Origin of the sequence: Amycolatopsis sp. H20-H5 (genome assembly GCF_035828755.1) — a bacterium.
GTDB lineage: Bacteria > Actinomycetota > Actinomycetes > Mycobacteriales > Pseudonocardiaceae > Amycolatopsis.
The window spans coordinates 55,717-71,632 of record NZ_JAYMZS010000009.1 but is presented as its reverse complement, the minus strand read 5'-3'; the positions used below and the strand labels follow the sequence as shown (position 1 = coordinate 71,632).

The window sequence follows — 15,916 nt, the reverse complement described above, 5'->3', positions numbered from 1 at the left end:
AGGGAAGTCATGTACACCGCAGTCGAAGGCGCTCGAGTGCCGATCCGGATGTGGGCCGACCCACAGTCGGTCGAAGAGCAAGCGATGCGCCAGCTGCACAACGTCGCCAACCTGCCGTGGGTGCACGGCGTCGCGGTCATGCCCGACGTCCACTACGGCAAGGGCGCCACCGTGGGCAGTGTGATCGCCATGCGCGACGCGGTGTCCCCGGCGGCCGTCGGCGTCGACATCGGGTGTGGCATGAGCGCGGTGCGGACCTCCCTGACGGCCTCGGAACTGCCGGACGACCTGCTCAAGCTCCGGCGCCGGATCGAGTCGGCCGTGCCGGTCGGCTTCGGCATGCACAAGACCCCGGTGAACCCGGCGAAGGTGCACGGGGTTGGCGGCTGGGACACGTTCTGGAAGTCGTTCGGCGACCTCCACACCGGTGTCCAGGAGCTGGGCGACCGCGCGGCGCGGCAGATCGGCAGCCTGGGCGGCGGGAACCACTTCATCGAGGTCTGCCTCGAGCAGGGCGGCGAAGACGAGGGCCGCGTGTGGCTGATGCTGCACTCGGGCTCGCGCAACATCGGCAAGGAGCTCGCGGAGCGGCACATGGCCGTCGCGCGCAAGCTGCCGCACAACGCCGCACTGCCGGACTGGGACCTCTCGGTGTTCCTTGCCGGGACCCTGGAGATGGAGGCGTACCGGCGCGACCTGTTCTGGGCGCAGGACTACGCGGCCCGCAACCGGGCCACGATGGTCGCGCTGGTGAAGCTGGCGCTGGCCGAGGTCGTGCCGGGGACCACGTTCGACGACGCGATTTCCTGCCACCACAACTAGGTGACCAGAACCGCGCGACCTGCGGTTTTACGTTTACGAGCGTTTGCGAGTCTGTGTCAGCATACGCGAACGTATCCGCAGCTCAAGCCGTGTTTCCACCGGCTGCTGTGTGATCGGCCGCGATCGCCTGCGAATCACGTGGTGCCCCATCTTCTGCCCCAGCAGGACCGGCCTGCCCCAGCCCGCCCGGGATGACGGTCAACGCCGGGTACCGGGTGAGCGCGGAAGTAAGTTTCATCCGCGCCATCGGCGTCTGCTGCACGTATTCCTGCGCCTGATCTAGCGTCTCGTGCCCGAGGATCTCGGCGATCTGGAACGCATCGAGCCCACCCTCAGCGGCGCGGGTTGCCCACCCGCGCCGGACTGCGTACGGGCTTCGGCGTGCGACCTTGGCCTTCTTCGCAGCGTTCTTCATGTGGTAGCCCATGGTGTCCGGGTGCATGATGCGGCCGCGGTCGGTGAGGAACACCAGGACTCCACTGCACGGCACGCTTTCGTCTGTGTGCTCGAACCCGCACCCGTGGCTTTCGTCCCTGCCCTCGATGCGCCGTGAGGCGATCTTGATGGCCTTGTCAGTGAGCGGAACCGATCGGACATCGCCGTCCTTCGGGAAGGGCCGGATCACGCCACGGCGCTTGACGAACGTCTCCGCGACCAGCATCCATCCTCGATCAAGGTCGAGCCGATCGGAGTGCAACCCGCAAACCTCGCCGGGCCGGAGCCCGGTCTCAAGTTGAAACTCGATCGCGTCGCGGTAGTCGTCTCGCAGGTGCTTGGCCATCGCCTCGTTCGAGCGGACAGACAGGTACGGCTTCGGGCGCTTCAGACGCTTCGGCAGCTCGATCCCCGCCAACGGCGATGCCTTCAGGATCGCGGGCTTCTTCATGGCCGCCTTGATCGAGACGTTGAACACGGAGTAGATCCGGTGCACGTACGCGGGTGACATGCCCTTTCTCACCTTGAGCTCGCCCGACTCGACCCACTCTTCGGCCAGCTCGTAGCTGATCTCGTTCAGCGGGACGTGTCCCCACTTCGGCCGTAGGAATCGCTCCACGATGTAGCTCTCGGTGGTCGCGGTATCCGTGTCAGAGAACTCGCGCTTAGTGACGAGCTGATCCCACCAGTCGCCCCATGGAATGGTTGCTGCGGGCGCAACCTCCGACGGCGCTGCCTGGCGACGGGCCTCCACTTCCATCTCATTCGCCGCCGCTTTCGCGGCCGTCGGCTTCTTGTAGCGCACGGTCTTACCGAGCTTGTCCTTGACGTATCTCTTCGCCCCGGAGGAGTCGCGGTATACACCGCGGTAGCCACCTCCCGGTAATGGGTCAGCCCATGGCATAGACATACTCTTTCTCTTGGTGTATCAGGGTGCCGAAGGCGTCGGCGATGAGCTGACCGGAACGGGCCGGGGGAGCGGCCCGCCTCCTGGTCAGTTAGTCGTTGGTCTGCCAGAACCGGCGTTCGAGGTCGTCAATCTCCCGCTGCTGAGCCAGGCGAACCGTTCGCCGTGAGTTCATCTCGGCTCGCCATCCGGCGAGGCCGAGTAGCAGGGTGATGCACAGGTGGAGGTTCAGAACGTGCGACGGGAGGTCGAAGATGAACGCAAGGATGGCGTGCGGGACAGCGAAGAACAGTGACGCTCCCGCTACTGCGAATAGCCAAATGTGGAGCATCGCTGACGCAGGATCCATGCGCTGTGTAGGCATCGTGTTACAACTTCCTTCCCTAGGGGCAGTCACTTGTAGACAGCCCGCAGGGAGTCGATCGTCCTTGATCGACTCGCCGTTATCGGTCCTCAGTGGAATTAGGCCGAATGGACGAGAAATGATCGCGGGAGTGATCGCCAGCTATTTCCGCGCGGGGTCAGGCTCCAGGGTTCCGTCTTCCTCTTTGACCTGGAGCGCCGCGCGAAGGTATCGGATCCGGGCCCGCTCGCCGCTGGTCTCGCCGATGTGCTTGCCGAACTCGATGATCTCGTCAACCGACATCGCGCCCGTCTTCTGACGGAACGCCGCGGACCACTCGTGGCGCGGATCGGCGTCCTCGTCGGCACTTCCTTCGCCGTCCGGCAGGTCACCGGGGAGGGTTTGGGTGCGGCCAGCGATGTAGTTGCCGACCGAGTTCCTTGGCCAGCCGAACGCCTCTTCGATCGTCGAATAGACGAGATCGCCGACCCGGTCGCTGCCTATCTCGGCGTTGGCGACACTGCTCTCGTGGAGGCCGATGGCTTCGGCGAACGCCTTCTGGCTCCGGTACGTCCTGCGCCCGGTCGACTGGTACGCCCTGCGCCTGGTCGATTTGATGTGTCGACCGAGCTCCTTACGCCGCGTTTCCACGCGACCAGAGTAACCCAGACTTTTACAGGTAGGTAGTCGCCTACCTGGGGGTCCTTCGCGTCTTAGCAGCCGCTCCATACCCGGAGATTCCCAGAATTTTCCAGGAAAGTCTACGGCTAAACGGGTAACGACTAGGAAATCTTGGTTGCTACGTCTGGAAAAGTCTGGTTGTGTCTGGGTTATGCCAGCCGTGAACCACCCCCGCCTCGTAGATCGCCGCGACGAGCTCGACCTGTCAAACCCCGAGCTGGCCGACCGCATGGGGATCTCCAAGGGCTACCTCGAAAACATCCTCTACGGCGTCGACGAACCTTCGATGCGCGTCATCCACCGTTTCACCCGCGTACTTGGCCTCGGTCTGCACGAGGTCCGACGCACGCCGGACGGCGATCCGTCCGGGCCGCCGAAGCAGCCACCGACGTCACCGGCCGGACCTCCGAAGCGGGGAACCACCGAGAAGAAAACTGGCCCGCGCCGCGCGGCCGGGGCGGTCGCGTGAGTGACAGCCCGTGGATGGACCTGCAGGAAGCCGCTCGTTTCATGCGGCGGCACCTCCGGTTCGTCCAGCAGAAATGCCTTGAATACGACCGCTCCGGTGGCAAGACGGGTCTCAAGAACACCCAACCGACCGGAGAAGACGGCAAGCGGTTCGTGCACGTCGACGACGTCAACCGGTGGATGGAGCGTCAGCCGCCATCACGCGGCAACCGCCGGTTCCGTGTCGCGTCCTGACCGGACCCACGAAGACGGCCCGCCCCCCGGCGGTCACCACGAGACGGGCCACAACTACGAGGAGCAAGCCTCATGACCAGTACGACCGTTACCGGCTCCGCCTCTGCCCGGGACCGCGCCATCACCTGCGGGATGTGCCGCGGTGTCGGGACAGTGCCCATCAGCAGGTGCGATGAGAAGACGTGCCCGCAGTGCACCGGCAACGGTGAACTGTGACGGCCGCCGACGATCAGGTCGCGCGATTGCGGACGAGCGTCGCCGCCGAGCGTGCAGGGCAGACCGTGCGCGTAACGCCGCTCTCGGCGGTCACGCGATGACCGGCGACATCCCGCGCCGCCGGGCGGCGACCTTGGACGATGCCGCAAAGGCCGCGTGCACGTTCCTCGACATCGCCCGACGAGCCGCCGCCAACGACGGTCCTGCCGCGGCTGACTTGCTGTTCGCGTACTTCACTCGCGACCAGGACACGGCATCCGTGCGGTTGTGGACGTTCGCGTCGATCGGCCCGGTGCGCGGCGCCGCCGAGCGCGACCCCGGTCAGTTTTGGGACCTCGCCGACAGCGACCCCGGTAAGCCGGTCGGCGACCCGGCGGCGCTCGCCGCCGCACAGTCGGTGGTGCGCTACCTCAACGACGACGAGGACGCCATGCACGACATCATCACTGCCCATTTCCAGGCTGGCGGTCGCCGCGGTGGCTACAACGGCGCCCACGTCGCCATGCTGCACATGGTGGTTCACCACCTGCGGATGCTGGCGTCCCTGATGCAAGCCGGTGCGTTCGAGGTGATCCCATGACGTTCGAGCCGGTGCTGTTGTGGCGATTCCGCTGCGACGGCGACACCACCCGCGGACAGTGCCCCGAGGTCGTCACGTTCTACGACGACTTCAACGAGGAACGCCGCGAAACCCTCAACACCGCCCCCAAATTCGCGCCGTTCGGGCCGACCATCGACCGATCCGGATGGGCCCACTTCAGTGAAAAGCTGTTGTGTCCCAAGCACATTGCCGCTGCCGAGCGCGTCGCCCACGCGACCCTCGACGGACTCCCATTTCCCGACACCCGCGACATCAACCCCGGCGGTGCCCGTGCCTGAAATCCCGCCCGTACTCGACCCCGCCGAGTTCCGGCGCCGTCTCAACGACGCGATGGACCGCCACGCCGCGGGCCGCCCCGCTACGGCAGGCCGCGCGCCGGACGCTGTCTTGGTGGACCTCGACGACAGCAGGCACGCCGTGTGGTCGGCGGTGGTCGAGGTCGCCTCGCTGCCTGCCGTCATCGCCGCCGTCCAGGACACAGACCCCGAAGATGCGGTGTGTCGCCTGCTTGACGGTTGCGTGCGGGCCGCGCTCGCCGCCGTCGGCTACCCGCCCGCCCTCGCCACAACAGGGGGTCGCCGGTGACCGGCACCATCGTGACGGACGCGTTCAGCCGAGCACCGATGGTGCTGCCAGTGCACATCGCTGCCGTTGTACAGCTGGCGCTCGGCGGCACGCAAGGCACCCCACCCGCCGCCGCCGAGCGGCTCGCCGCCGACGTGCTCGCGCTCCCGCTACCCGAGCACCCGCACAACCCGTTGACGGTCCGGGAAGTAGAAGTGCTTGACCTGGTCGCCCGCGGCCTCGACAGCACGCAAATTGCGCCCGAGCTGCACATTGCCTACGACACCAGCAAGGCGCATATCCGTAACATCCTGCGCAAGCTCGGCGCCCGCAACCGCGCGCACGCCGTCGCCATCTCCTACTACAACGGGCTCCGGCCCACCCGCGCCGAGATCGTCGCCCACTACGCCGCCGGGCGCCCATAATGATCGCCGACGTCGCCGAGCTCGCCGCCGTGGCGCTCGACGGCGACGGGTGGCGCTCGGCGGCACGGTGCCGCGACGCCGATCCCGGGCTGTTCTATCCGGCGAAAGGCCAGCCTGCCGCGCCCGCGAAACGGATCTGTCTCGCGTGCACGGTGCGGACCCAATGCCTCGCAGAAGCCCTGCGTACCAGGGATCGACACGGAATTTGGGGCGGGTACTCCCAGCGGGAACGCCGCCGCCTCGACACCACCACCTCGGCGCCCGACGCCGATACCGCCGTCGCCGCGGCGCCGAGAACCGGCCGCCCCGAGCGGCCACGAACGGAGACAGCGTGACCCACCAGCGCAACTCGCAATGCCCGGCCGCCTCGCGCGGCCGGGCATTCCGGCGTCTGGCCACCGCCCCCGCACTGCCGGGCGGTGGTCGCTGATGTCGTGGCTCAAAACCGACGACCGCGCCGCGATGTCGGCGAAAGTTCGCGGCCTACACGACCCCGGCGCCACCGGAGAGCGCGCGAAGGAACAGCGGTGCGCAGCAATCGGGCATTGGTACCAGATCCTCACGTGGGTGGCCGGAGAACGGTCCGACGGATTCGTGACCGCCGACGTGGTCGACCTGTTTGGCACCAAAGCGACCACTACCCGATTGCTGCGCGCGAAGTTCGACCGAGCGCCGTTGCTGCACAAGATCACCGTCAACGGCACGCCGCCGGTATGCCCGTGCCTCGACGGGCGGGCATGGCCCAAGGACTACGAGTACGCCGTGCACGACTACCTCGACTACAACCCCACCCGCACCGAAAACGACGTGCACCGCGCGAAAAAGCGGGAACTGCGCGATGCCGCGCTCAAACTTGCCGCGCGCGAGCGCGACGCCGACACGTGCCGGTACTGCGCGAAGGTCTGCAAGTTCAGCGACCGCACGTCCGACAACGGCCTGACGTTCGACCACGTCGACCCCCTCGTTGCCGACGGCATCAACAACCTCGTGGTCGCGTGCCGCGGCTGCAACCGGCGCAAGGGCCGCCGTACTCCCGCCGAAGCCGGAATGATCCTGCTCGACTCGCGACCCGCACCTACTGCAGCGCCACCTACGACCGTCACAAGTCCTGTCACAGCACCGGATACAACGACGGACACAACTCCCGTCGCAACCCCTGACACCGCACCACGTCCCGACCAGGGCACCGCACCGTCACCTGAGCAGCAACATGACCAGGCCCGGTCACGGGACCGGGTGTCTCCCGGACGGGACGGGGACGGGCCCGCAGCTAGTACCCCCACCCACTCGCACGACACCGGCTCACCGTCACCCACTCGACCAGGACCACCGCCATCCCGAACACCACACAGGCCAGCATCTCCCTACCTCCGCCAATCCCGCCCGTTCCCGGAGTTGCACGCAGGACACCCCCCGCGACCCGAGGACGATCCTCCGGCGGGTTCCCGGTGAGCGCACACACCGTTCGTGCCCGTCGCGCGCTCGACCGGCTCGTGAGCGACCGCGAGCTAGCCCTGACCGTCTCGTGTGACGTGTGCCAGCGACCCAAGGCCACCAGGTGCGTGAATCCGCACTTCGGGCACGAGCTGCCCTATCCGGCGCACTGCCACCGGGTGGCCAAGGCCGTCCGCCACCGCCGAGAGGAACCGGCCCGTGAGTAAGACATGGGAGGGCGGCAGTACGCGCGCGTGGCGGAAAGTGCGGGCGTTCGTGCTGGAGCGCGACGGCTACCGCTGCCAGGTGAGAAGAGACAACGGCTGTACGACGGTCGCGACGCACGGACACCACCTCGGCGGGCGTGAGGTCACCGGCGACGACCCGGATTTCGTCGTGGCCAGCTGCGAGCACTGCAACCTGTCCGAGGGTGATCCGCGGGCGCACGATCCGGCGCCGCAACCGCGGACCCGGTGGTAGCCCAGAGTGCCGGCATAAATCCTTCCGTAACACCGTTACCGGTGCCGACATCGTCGCTGGTCACACCCCGGATTTCGCGATTTCGTCGGCGGAACGTGGCGGTTCGGCCGCTCAGTCCAAGACGGCGATGATCTCGGACAGATCGGCCAGATGCATGGTGCTGCCGCGCCACCGACGCCCGGTGGTCGCGATGTATCGGCGGTTGCCGTGCAGTGCGATCGCCGCGCCGTTCATGCCGCGGATCACCCGCGCTCGGCGGACCGTCCCACGGCCGAATACGTGTAGTCCGGTTCCCGACATCGACACCTCGACGTAGGTTGCCGGGCAGCGTGCCAGGATCCGGGCCGCCCAGCGGGCGAGCCGCCCTTCCTGAATGCAGTGGTTCAGGTCGAGGCACATGACGCCGTCGCCGTTGAGTACGAATCCTGCGCCCGCGCCGTGCGGCGAGCTGGCCGCCTGCTCGTGCGTGGACCAGGTGGCGGGCGCGGTGATCGAGGCGTGGCGCCCGCTGCCCGCTTGCAGGGGCCGCTTGTCCGGCGTCCAGCGCACCCAACGCGGTAGCGCGACCAGCTCGGCGGGTATCGCGCGGCTCGCCCGGTGGGCGGCCACTCGGCACCGTCCAGAGCAGTACTTGCGGGGTCGACCACGTCCGGCGGCATGCAGCGGGGCGCCGCAGTCGGCGCGCTGGCAATGGGTGGCGATCACCTGGTCCAGTCTACCGGGCCGTGTAACGAAAAGGTGCCTTGACCTGCGGTTATGTTCGGCACCGATGGTGTCACGCGCTCAGGTGCCCGGAACGCGGTCGAGGGTCGTCGCAACACTCGGCGCGCGTGTTCGCGCGGCACCGTGCCGCACGTGTCCCGCGTGCGGGCACCGGGCGCCTGCTTTTCCCCGCGCCGCCGCCGCCCGGACATCCACGTCCTTATGTTCCTCTCTCCCCGAGGGCGGCCGAGCAGCTTCACGTACCACGGGTACTCAGATACCGCCGGTACAGTGAGGATCGGAGGTGCCAGGACGTGACTGATATCGGCGGGTGTCTGCGGGACGTGGCTGGCCTGCTTGTGACCGCGGTGGCCGAGACGGTCGCCGGTTTGGAGATTTCGCCGGAAGATCGGGCGGTGGTCAAGCTCGCCGCCGCCTACGCCGAGCAGATCGACGACGCCGACCCCGCCGAGCGCGCCGACGTGCTGGAGAAACTTGGACCGCGGCTGCTGGCCGCGCTCGACGCGCTCGGCGCTACGCCCAAGGCTCGTGCCGCGGCGAAGGGCGGTGGCGCTCGTGCAGGCGGTGGCAAGCTCGCGGCGATCCGCGCCGCCCGCTGAGCCCAAGCCGTGCAGGCTCAAGATCTGCACGGATCCCCAAGAGGCCTACGGCTTCTGCTCGGCTCACTTCCGACAGCGGCGCCCGGCGGAATGGGCTACCCGCCGCGCTCAACGGCGCTCGACGACGCGCCCGTCCGCCGGGCGGCCAGCGAGCAAGCCGCTGATCGGCCGCACACAGGCCCGGCTGTTCACCAAGCCTCTCCGGCGGCTCACCCGCACGAGCACCCGCGGCTACGAGGTGATCGACTTCGCCCGCGACGTGCTCGGCGAACCCCTGTTGCCCTGGCAAGAGTGGTTGGTCATCCATGCGCTAGAACTGTTGGCGGACAACACGTTCCGGTTCCGCACGGTCATCTCGTTGGTGGCTCGGCAGAACGGGAAGACGCACCTGTCCAAGGTGCTCGCGCTGTGGCGGCTCTACGTCGACGGCGCCCGCCTGGTCCTCGGCGCCGCACAAGATCTCTCCATTGCGCAGGAAGTGCTAGAGCTGGCCAACGACACCATCGACGAGGTGCCCGAGCTCGCCGCCGAGAAGCTCGCCTACATCCGGGCGAACGGCAAGGAAGCGCTCAAGCTCACCACCGGCGGTCGGTACCTCATCCGCGCGTCCAACCGCAAGGCGGGTCGCGGTCTCACCGTCGACCACCTCACCATGGACGAACTACGCGAACAACGGAATTGGGCCGCGTGGGGTGCGCTGTCTAAGACCACCATGGCGCGGGCGCGTGGCCAGATCTGGTGTCTGTCCAACGCGGGTGATGACCAAAGCGTGGTGCTCAACCACCTACGGGCCGCGGCCGGTGTCGAACTCGTCGACGGCGTCGACGTCATGGGAGAGGCACGCGACCCGTCCATCGGGCTGTTCGAGTGGTCCGCGCCGCTCGGCTGCGAGATCGACGATGAAGACGCGTGGGCACAGGCCAACCCGTCGCTCGGACACACCATGGGCGTCGCCGCGATCCGCTCGGCGATGGGCACCGACCCTGTCGAGGTGTTTCGCACAGAGGTGTTGTGCCAGAAGGTCGACCAGCTCAACTCGGCGGTCGACCTGGTCGCGTGGGCAGCGTGCAAGGACCCGCTCGGCACCATGGACGATCTCCGCGAACGGATCATGCTGTGCCTCGATGTCGCACCGGACGGGCAGCACGTGACCGTGGTGGCTGCCGCCGAGACGCCAGACGGGCGCGTGCGTGTCGAGCCGGTCGCCGCGTGGAAGTCGACCGAGGACGCACGGATCGAACTGCCCGCGCTGATCGCGCGCATCGCCCCGGCCGCGCTTGCATGGTTTCCCGCGGGCCCGGCCGCCGCGCTCGCCGCCGAGCTCCGCCCGCCCGAGTCGAAGACCACCGAACGCCGGGCGCGCTCAACCGGCCCGCAGTACGTCGAACTCACCGGCGCCGCGGTCGCCGAAGCCTGCCAGGGGTTCGCCGACCTGGTCGCCGCGCGCCGAGTGTTACAGCCCGGAGACCCGCTGCTGGACGCGCACATAGCCGGTGCGCAGAAATACGGCGTCGGCGATGGCGGGTGGCGGTTCGTCCGGCGCGGCGCCGGGCACGTCGACGCCGCTTACGCCGCCGCGGGTGCCGTGCACGTGGTGCGGACGCTGCCGGTGGTCGTCGCGCCCAAGCCGATGATTGTCCGCGCGCGACGCCGTAGCCCCGCAGGGGGATAACGGTATTTGGATACCACCGGTTGTCAGATACCGGCGGTAGCTTTTCTGCATGGGACTGCTGCGGGACATCTTCACGTGGGGCAACGGACCCGCGCCCGCACCGGAACGCGCCCCCGCACAGCAGGCCGCCCCCGCGCAGCGCTGGTCCCGCCCGCTCAACTTCATGCTCGACGTCCCGCCCGAGATGACCCAAGGCGGTGCACTGCTCGACGGACCCCTTGAACGCCGCGTGGGCCGCGCGCAGGCCATGTCCGTTCCCGCGGTGAAACGAGCCCGGGACCTGATCTGCGGGACGCTCGGCGCGCTCCCACTGCAGACCCACAGTCCTACTCGCGCCGTCGTCACCGACACCTACACCCTATTGCAACAGCCCGAAATCGACGTCGCCCGGTCGGTGACCATGACTCGCACGATCGAAGACATGCTGTTCGAGGGCCGCGCGTGGTGGCGCGTCACCGAGTTCGGCTGGCACGGCTACCCCACCAAAATCCGCAAGCTTGACGCCCGCACGGTCAACGTCCACCAGGACGCCAAGGTCTACGTGTCCAGTGTGGACGGACGATCGCAGGGGCAAGCGATGGAATACGTACCCGACGCCGAGTTGATCCGTATCGACTCGCCGAATGACCCGCTGTTGCTCGCCGGTGCCCGCGCCATCCGGATTGCCCTGCTACTTGACCGCACTGCCTCGCGCTACGCCGAAGACCCCTTGCCGCTGGGCTACTTCGCCCCGCGCGACGGCGCCGCCGACCCTAGTCCCGACGAGGTTAGAGATCTGCTCGACGAGTGGGAAGACGCCCGCCGGGACCGCGTGTGGAACTACGTCGGCGCCGCGCTGGAAGCCAAGGCATTGCAGTGGAACCCCGAACAGCTGCAGCTGTCCGCGGCGCGGGACACCGCCGTGCTGGAAATCGCCCGCCTGACCGGACTTGACCCCGAAGACCTCGGCGTGTCGACGACGAGCCGCACCTACGCCAACGCCGAACAGCGGCGACTCGACCTGATCGACTTCACGCTGTCCGCGTTCGCCAGCGCCGTACAGGATCGGCTGTCGATGGGCGACGTCCTCCCGCGTGGCTACGTCGCCCGCTACGAGTACGCGCACTTCCTCAAATCAGACACCCTCACCCGCATGCAGGCCTACAAGGCAGGCAGGGAAGTCGGTGTCTACAACGACGAACGGATTGCGGTGCTGGAGAACATTCCGACCGCAACCGTTCCCACTCCCGCCGCGCCGACAGCGCCGCCCGCGCCCGCCCCGCAGGAGGGAAACCCCGTGTCCGCCGCCCAGCACGCACCCGCGCCGGTTGCCCGATTCGCCGACGAGCAGGGCTCGATCACGATGGGATTCGACGCCGGCACTTCCGCCGTTGAGTTCACAGTGGACAGTGCTACCCGGACGGTCTCCGGCATCGCTGTCCCGTGGGGATCCATCGCGCGATCCGGCTACGCTCGCTGGAAGTTTGCCCCGAACTCACTGCACTGGGGCGGCGACACCACGCGCGTCAAGCTCAACCGAGATCACGACCGCTACCAGTCATTCGGTTACGCCGCAACACTTTCCAGTAGCGATGCCGGGCTCGGCTCGGCGTTCAAGGTCGCCCGCGGGCCCGTCGGTGACGAAATGCTGGCGCTCGCCGAAGACAAGGTCTACGACGGCTTCTCGATCGAAATCGACTTCGAGGACGGCGACGGCTGGACGCCGGACCCTGTCGACGAGTCCGTCCGCCTGGTGCACAGCGCCACCCTGCGCGCGGTCGCACTGACCGCGATGCCCGCCTTTGACGACGCACGAGTTGCGCACGTCGCCGCCACCCGAGAGGACACCACCACGATGACCGCCCCTGCCGCCCCGGCCCCGGCCGCACCCGTCGCACCGGCCGCGGCACCCGCAGTCGACTTCGTCCAGTTCACCGCCGGACTGTCCGGTGCCATCGGCACCGCGATCGCCGACGCGTTCGCCAAGCTCCCGCTGCCGCAGCACCAGGAGGGCCGCCAGGTCATCCCCGCCGGGCAGGGTGCGCACGTCGTGAGCGAACCGCTGGTGTACCAGATGAACGGCGGTTCGGGACCGTCGATGATCAAGGATGCGTGGAAGTCCCGCACCGAAGGCGACCACGACGCGCGCGAACGGCTCGGCAAGTTCTCACTGCAGCTGCAGGACGCGCAGCGCAAGGCGTCCGGCATCCTCGCCGCGAACTTCGCCGCGGGCAACACCACCAACGCCGCGGCGATCGTCCCACCGGGCTACCGCCCCGACCTCTACGTGACACAGCTGTTGCAGGGCCGCCCGTTCTGGCAGTCCGTGTCCCGCGGCTCCCTGAGCGACGCCACGCCGTTCACCATCCCGAGGTTCGGCACCGCGACCGCCATGGCGGGCAACCACACTGAGGGCACCAACCCCACCACCGGCAACCTGACCGTCGGCACGGTGACCGTGACGCCGGGCGCGGTGTCCGGACTGTTCACCATCACCCGGGAGATCGCCGACAGTTCCAACCCCGCTATCGACGCGATCGCCACGCAGGCCATGTCCGAGGCCTACTCGCAGAACGCCGAAGCCAAGCTCTACGCCGAGCTTAACGGTGTCAACGGCGCGGGGGGCACCATCACCGTCGGGCAGGTTCCCTCCGGTGCGTGGGTCTACACCTCCACCGGCGGATCCGTCGCGGCCGGAACCTACGGCGGTGAGAAGCTGCTCGCCACCGAACGGATGCTGCTCGCGCAGTACCCGTTCCACCGCTTCGCCGCACCGAACCACGCGCACCTGTCGCAGGAAGGCACCACGGCCTACGCCACCGCGGTCGATGGCAACGGCCGCTCACTGCTGCCGAGCATCGGCGCGCAGAACTCGTCCGGGCTCGGCAACGCGCTCACGCAGGGCTGGTCAGTCGACGGGCTGCCCAACGTCCCCACCTGGTCAATGAGCGGCAACGGCGCCGCTGACGCCGACGTGCTCGTGTTCAACAGCCAAGACGTGTGGGGGTGGGAATCCCCGCTGCTCACGTTCCGGTTCGAGGAGCGCGGCGGACCGGCGAACATCGACCTTGCCCTGTTCGGCTACGTCGCGGTGCGCCTGCTGCGTCCCGCCGGGCTGCACGCCATCCGGCACACGGTCGGCGCGTAGTGCCCGCCGCGCGCAAGCCCGCCCCTGCCGATTCGGCACCGGCCGACACCGCCGTTGTGGCGCTCGACGCCGCGGTGGTCGAGGACGCCCCGGTCGAAGACGCCGACACGACCACCGACTACACCCGTCGCGCCGGGGGCTACGTGCTCACCGACCGCGGTTGGACCCTCGAACCACCCGACACCGCCGACGACCAGGACAGTGAGGACTGATCGCCCGTGAGCACGTGGCCGCCGACGCTGGCGACGTTGAAGCTCGACCAGAAGGTGAAGGACGCCGACGAGCGCGACGACCAGCGTTACCAGTCCAATTTGGACGCTGCCGTTGCGTTCGTGGAACGTGTCCGGCCGCGGTTCAACTACACCGCCGACCCGCTCTCGCGCTACCCGGCGCCGACAGCGGATCTGGTGTTGGGCACCATCCGGCTGGCCGCGCGCTGGTACACCCGGCCGCGCTCACCTGACGGGATGGTGAACCTCGGCGCCGACCTCGGATCCGCGCGCGTCGCGAGTTTCGATCCGGACATCGATCGGCTATTGCGGATCGGGCGGCACGCGGTGGCGGTCATCGGATGAGCGCCGTCACGGACGCCGCGGCCACCCTGTCCGCCGCGCTGGCGTCGGTCGAGGGTGTGCGGGTCTACGAGCTCGGCGCGTCGGTCGACCCGCCGGGCGTGGTCGTCGGCGTGCCGCGGCTGGTGTGGGGCGCCTACTCGCCCGAGATCACCTCGGCGTCGTTTCCGGTCTACCTGGTCGTGTCGATGGACGACAAGTCGGTCAGGCAGCTGCTCACGCTGGCGCCGCTGGTCGCCGCCGCGATCGAAGTGGCCACCGGCGCGACCGTCGACGCCGCGGACCCCGGCATATACCCGGTCGGAGATCTCCCGGCCTACCTGTTCACCGCCGAATTTCCCTTGACCTGAAAGGAAGTGCTGTTGTGTCCGTGAAACAGCGCAGGCTGAAACTGATCACGTTGACGATCGGCGGCACGTCGTTTGAGTGCCAGCTCAACAGCTGGAATCTCGACCCCGGCACCGACGACGGAGACCGGCAGTACACGTTCTGTCCTGATGGGACGTTCATTGAGGAAACCGACGACGAGCCGACACTTGAGCTGAAGTTCTTCAGTGATTGGCGTTCCGCTGGCATCTCCGACTTCCTGTGGTCCAACCCCAACGTCGTCGCCAGCTTCTTGCTCGACCACCACCCCGAGATCGTCGGCGAACACGTCCGCTTTACCGGGCAGGTACTCATCAAACCCGCGCCGGTCGGCGGCGACGCCCGTGACACCGAAATGACCGAAATCACCCTGCAGGTGATCGGGACCCTTGGCAACGGCTTGACCTACGAAAGGATCTGACGTGGCAGCGCGTCTCACCCCCGCGGCTCAGCCGCTGGTCTATCCCGGACTCGCGCCGGTGCACACCGCGGTCTCCGCCGACGGCGACGTCCTCGACGTCGGCCGGACGTTCCTGTCCGTGCTCAACGGTGGCAGCGGCGCGATCACCGTCACCGTCCAGACGCCCGAGACCGTCGACGGCGACCTTGCCATCGCCGAGCGCGTCGTTACCGTTCCCGTTGGCACCGCACCGAAACTCATCCCGCTGAACTCGCCGCACTACCGGCAGACCACCGCGTCCGCGGTGCTGCCCGCCGACGTCGGCAAGGCCTACGTCGACTACTCGGCGACCGCGTCGGTGACCCGAGCGGTGGTGATGTTCGCGTGATCACGTTCACCGTCACCGACGACGCCGGACAGTCCACCGAGGTCAAGGCGACCGCGCGCGACGTGCTGAATTGGGAGAAGACCACCAAGGGCGCGAAGTTCGGCCACCTCGCCGACGGTATGGAACTGGGGCACCTCTACAAGATCGCGTGGTTCGCCGCCAAGCGGACCGCCGTGTTCACCGGCTCGCTGGCCGAATTCGAGGCGGGCTATGACGTCGTGCCTGAAGAGGATGACGACTCGGACCCTACGAACGAGGGTCGCTAGCGCACACGGTGATTGCCCTGGCCGTCGCCACCGGCATCGCGCCGAGCGTGTGGGCCGACGAGGGCGCCAAGGCAATCACCACCGCCAGCAAGATCCTCGAACAGCAGGAAAAGCAAGCGAACGGGAACCACCGCACACCCTCGGAGCCGGGGCAGGGCTCGCCGTACAGCGGCGTGCAGATGTCCGGATGACC

23 protein-coding genes and 1 pseudogene are annotated in these 15,916 nt (G+C 68.0%); 20 read left to right on the top strand and 4 right to left on the bottom strand.

Features of this window, described 5'->3' with window-relative positions; genetic code table 11:
* Positions 1-9: 9 nt before the first annotated feature.
* Positions 10-819 (top strand): annotated as a pseudogene (locus tag QMK34_RS07380) (RtcB family protein); the annotation flags it as partial.
* Positions 820-904: 85 nt separating this feature from the next.
* Here the strand turns inward: QMK34_RS07380 and QMK34_RS07375 are convergent.
* The 3 genes from QMK34_RS07375 to QMK34_RS07365 form a co-directional block, all read right to left on the bottom strand.
* A complete protein-coding gene (locus tag QMK34_RS07375) occupies positions 905-2,062 on the bottom strand; it encodes a tyrosine-type recombinase/integrase (protein WP_326412875.1) in 1,158 nt (385 codons plus the stop codon).
* 193 nt (positions 2,063-2,255) lie between these two features.
* A complete protein-coding gene (locus tag QMK34_RS07370) occupies positions 2,256-2,495 on the bottom strand; it encodes a hypothetical protein (RefSeq protein WP_326412873.1) in 240 nt (79 codons plus the stop codon).
* Positions 2,496-2,669: 174 nt separating this feature from the next.
* Positions 2,670-3,158, bottom strand: a complete 489-nt coding sequence (locus tag QMK34_RS07365) for a hypothetical protein (RefSeq protein ID WP_326412871.1) — start codon at positions 3,156-3,158, stop codon at positions 2,670-2,672.
* A 181-nt stretch (positions 3,159-3,339) separates the two neighbouring features.
* On the opposite strand from QMK34_RS07365, the gene QMK34_RS07360 reads away from it, so the two are divergent.
* From QMK34_RS07360 to QMK34_RS07320, 9 genes are all read left to right on the top strand, one after another.
* Positions 3,340-3,657: a helix-turn-helix domain-containing protein gene (locus QMK34_RS07360; RefSeq protein ID WP_326412869.1), complete on the top strand. Its 318-nt coding sequence runs from the start codon at positions 3,340-3,342 to the stop codon at positions 3,655-3,657.
* Positions 3,654-3,890, top strand: coding sequence for a hypothetical protein (locus QMK34_RS07355; RefSeq protein WP_326412867.1), 237 nt, complete (start codon positions 3,654-3,656; stop codon positions 3,888-3,890). The genes QMK34_RS07360 and QMK34_RS07355 overlap by 4 nt, the downstream gene beginning before the upstream one ends.
* Positions 3,891-4,203: 313 nt before the next feature.
* Positions 4,204-4,686 (top strand): hypothetical protein, encoded by a 483-nt coding sequence (locus QMK34_RS07350; protein ID WP_326412865.1) that lies wholly within the window; start codon positions 4,204-4,206, stop codon positions 4,684-4,686.
* Entirely contained in the window at positions 4,683-4,985 is a 303-nt protein-coding gene (locus tag QMK34_RS07345; protein ID WP_326412863.1) for a hypothetical protein, read from the top strand. Before QMK34_RS07350 ends, QMK34_RS07345 begins: the two co-directional genes overlap by 4 nt.
* Positions 4,972-5,292 carry a hypothetical protein gene (locus QMK34_RS07340; protein ID WP_326412862.1) on the top strand — a complete coding sequence of 107 codons (321 nt, stop codon included), beginning with the start codon at positions 4,972-4,974 and terminating at the stop codon, positions 5,290-5,292. The genes QMK34_RS07345 and QMK34_RS07340 overlap by 14 nt, the downstream gene beginning before the upstream one ends.
* A gap of 11 nt (positions 5,293-5,303) precedes the next feature.
* The gene (locus QMK34_RS07335) at positions 5,304-5,696 is read left to right on the top strand and encodes a helix-turn-helix domain-containing protein (RefSeq protein WP_326412860.1); all 393 of its coding nucleotides are present in this window, start codon (positions 5,304-5,306) and stop codon (positions 5,694-5,696) included.
* Positions 5,696-6,031 carry a WhiB family transcriptional regulator gene (locus QMK34_RS07330; protein WP_442785108.1) on the top strand — a complete coding sequence of 112 codons (336 nt, stop codon included), beginning with the start codon at positions 5,696-5,698 and terminating at the stop codon, positions 6,029-6,031. Before QMK34_RS07335 ends, QMK34_RS07330 begins: the two co-directional genes overlap by 1 nt.
* Positions 6,032-6,125: 94 nt before the next feature.
* Positions 6,126-7,148: an HNH endonuclease gene (locus QMK34_RS07325; RefSeq protein WP_326412858.1), complete on the top strand. Its 1,023-nt coding sequence runs from the start codon at positions 6,126-6,128 to the stop codon at positions 7,146-7,148.
* A gap of 201 nt (positions 7,149-7,349) precedes the next feature.
* On the top strand, positions 7,350-7,610 hold the full coding sequence (locus tag QMK34_RS07320; protein ID WP_326412856.1) for an HNH endonuclease: 261 nt from the start codon (positions 7,350-7,352) through the stop codon (positions 7,608-7,610).
* 111 nt (positions 7,611-7,721) lie between these two features.
* Here QMK34_RS07320 and QMK34_RS07315 read toward each other — a convergent pair whose 3' ends face one another.
* Positions 7,722-8,315: a DNA primase gene (locus QMK34_RS07315; RefSeq protein ID WP_326412854.1), complete on the bottom strand. Its 594-nt coding sequence runs from the start codon at positions 8,313-8,315 to the stop codon at positions 7,722-7,724.
* Positions 8,316-8,626: 311 nt separating this feature from the next.
* Here QMK34_RS07315 and QMK34_RS07310 point away from each other — a divergent pair, with 311 nt between their 5' ends.
* Genes QMK34_RS07310 through QMK34_RS07265 form a run of 10 tightly spaced genes read left to right on the top strand, consistent with a single transcriptional unit; the run spans position 8,627 to position 15,914 of the window.
* Positions 8,627-8,932 (top strand): terminase small subunit, encoded by a 306-nt coding sequence (locus QMK34_RS07310; protein ID WP_326412852.1) that lies wholly within the window; start codon positions 8,627-8,629, stop codon positions 8,930-8,932.
* On the top strand, positions 8,889-10,604 hold the full coding sequence (locus QMK34_RS07305) for a terminase (protein WP_326412850.1): 1,716 nt from the start codon (positions 8,889-8,891) through the stop codon (positions 10,602-10,604). The genes QMK34_RS07310 and QMK34_RS07305 overlap by 44 nt, the downstream gene beginning before the upstream one ends.
* A 49-nt stretch (positions 10,605-10,653) precedes the next feature.
* Positions 10,654-13,731 carry a phage portal protein gene (locus QMK34_RS07300; RefSeq protein ID WP_326412848.1) on the top strand — a complete coding sequence of 1,026 codons (3,078 nt, stop codon included), beginning with the start codon at positions 10,654-10,656 and terminating at the stop codon, positions 13,729-13,731.
* Entirely contained in the window at positions 13,731-13,943 is a 213-nt protein-coding gene (locus tag QMK34_RS07295) for a hypothetical protein (RefSeq protein ID WP_326412846.1), read from the top strand. Before QMK34_RS07300 ends, QMK34_RS07295 begins: the two co-directional genes overlap by 1 nt.
* 6 nt (positions 13,944-13,949) lie before the next feature.
* The gene (locus tag QMK34_RS07290; RefSeq protein WP_326412844.1) at positions 13,950-14,306 is read left to right on the top strand and encodes a hypothetical protein; all 357 of its coding nucleotides are present in this window, start codon (positions 13,950-13,952) and stop codon (positions 14,304-14,306) included.
* Positions 14,303-14,653: a hypothetical protein gene (locus QMK34_RS07285; protein WP_326412842.1), complete on the top strand. Its 351-nt coding sequence runs from the start codon at positions 14,303-14,305 to the stop codon at positions 14,651-14,653. Before QMK34_RS07290 ends, QMK34_RS07285 begins: the two co-directional genes overlap by 4 nt.
* Before the next feature lie 50 nt (positions 14,654-14,703).
* Positions 14,704-15,090 (top strand): hypothetical protein, encoded by a 387-nt coding sequence (locus tag QMK34_RS07280; protein ID WP_326412840.1) that lies wholly within the window; start codon positions 14,704-14,706, stop codon positions 15,088-15,090.
* A gap of 1 nt (position 15,091) precedes the next feature.
* Positions 15,092-15,457, top strand: a complete 366-nt coding sequence (locus QMK34_RS07275; protein ID WP_326412838.1) for a hypothetical protein — start codon at positions 15,092-15,094, stop codon at positions 15,455-15,457.
* Positions 15,454-15,723, top strand: coding sequence for a hypothetical protein (locus tag QMK34_RS07270; RefSeq protein WP_326412836.1), 270 nt, complete (start codon positions 15,454-15,456; stop codon positions 15,721-15,723). Before QMK34_RS07275 ends, QMK34_RS07270 begins: the two co-directional genes overlap by 4 nt.
* A gap of 8 nt (positions 15,724-15,731) precedes the next feature.
* Complete coding sequence (locus QMK34_RS07265) at positions 15,732-15,914, top strand: hypothetical protein (RefSeq protein ID WP_326412834.1); 183 nt, start codon at positions 15,732-15,734, stop codon at positions 15,912-15,914.
* Positions 15,915-15,916: the final 2 nt, after the last annotated feature.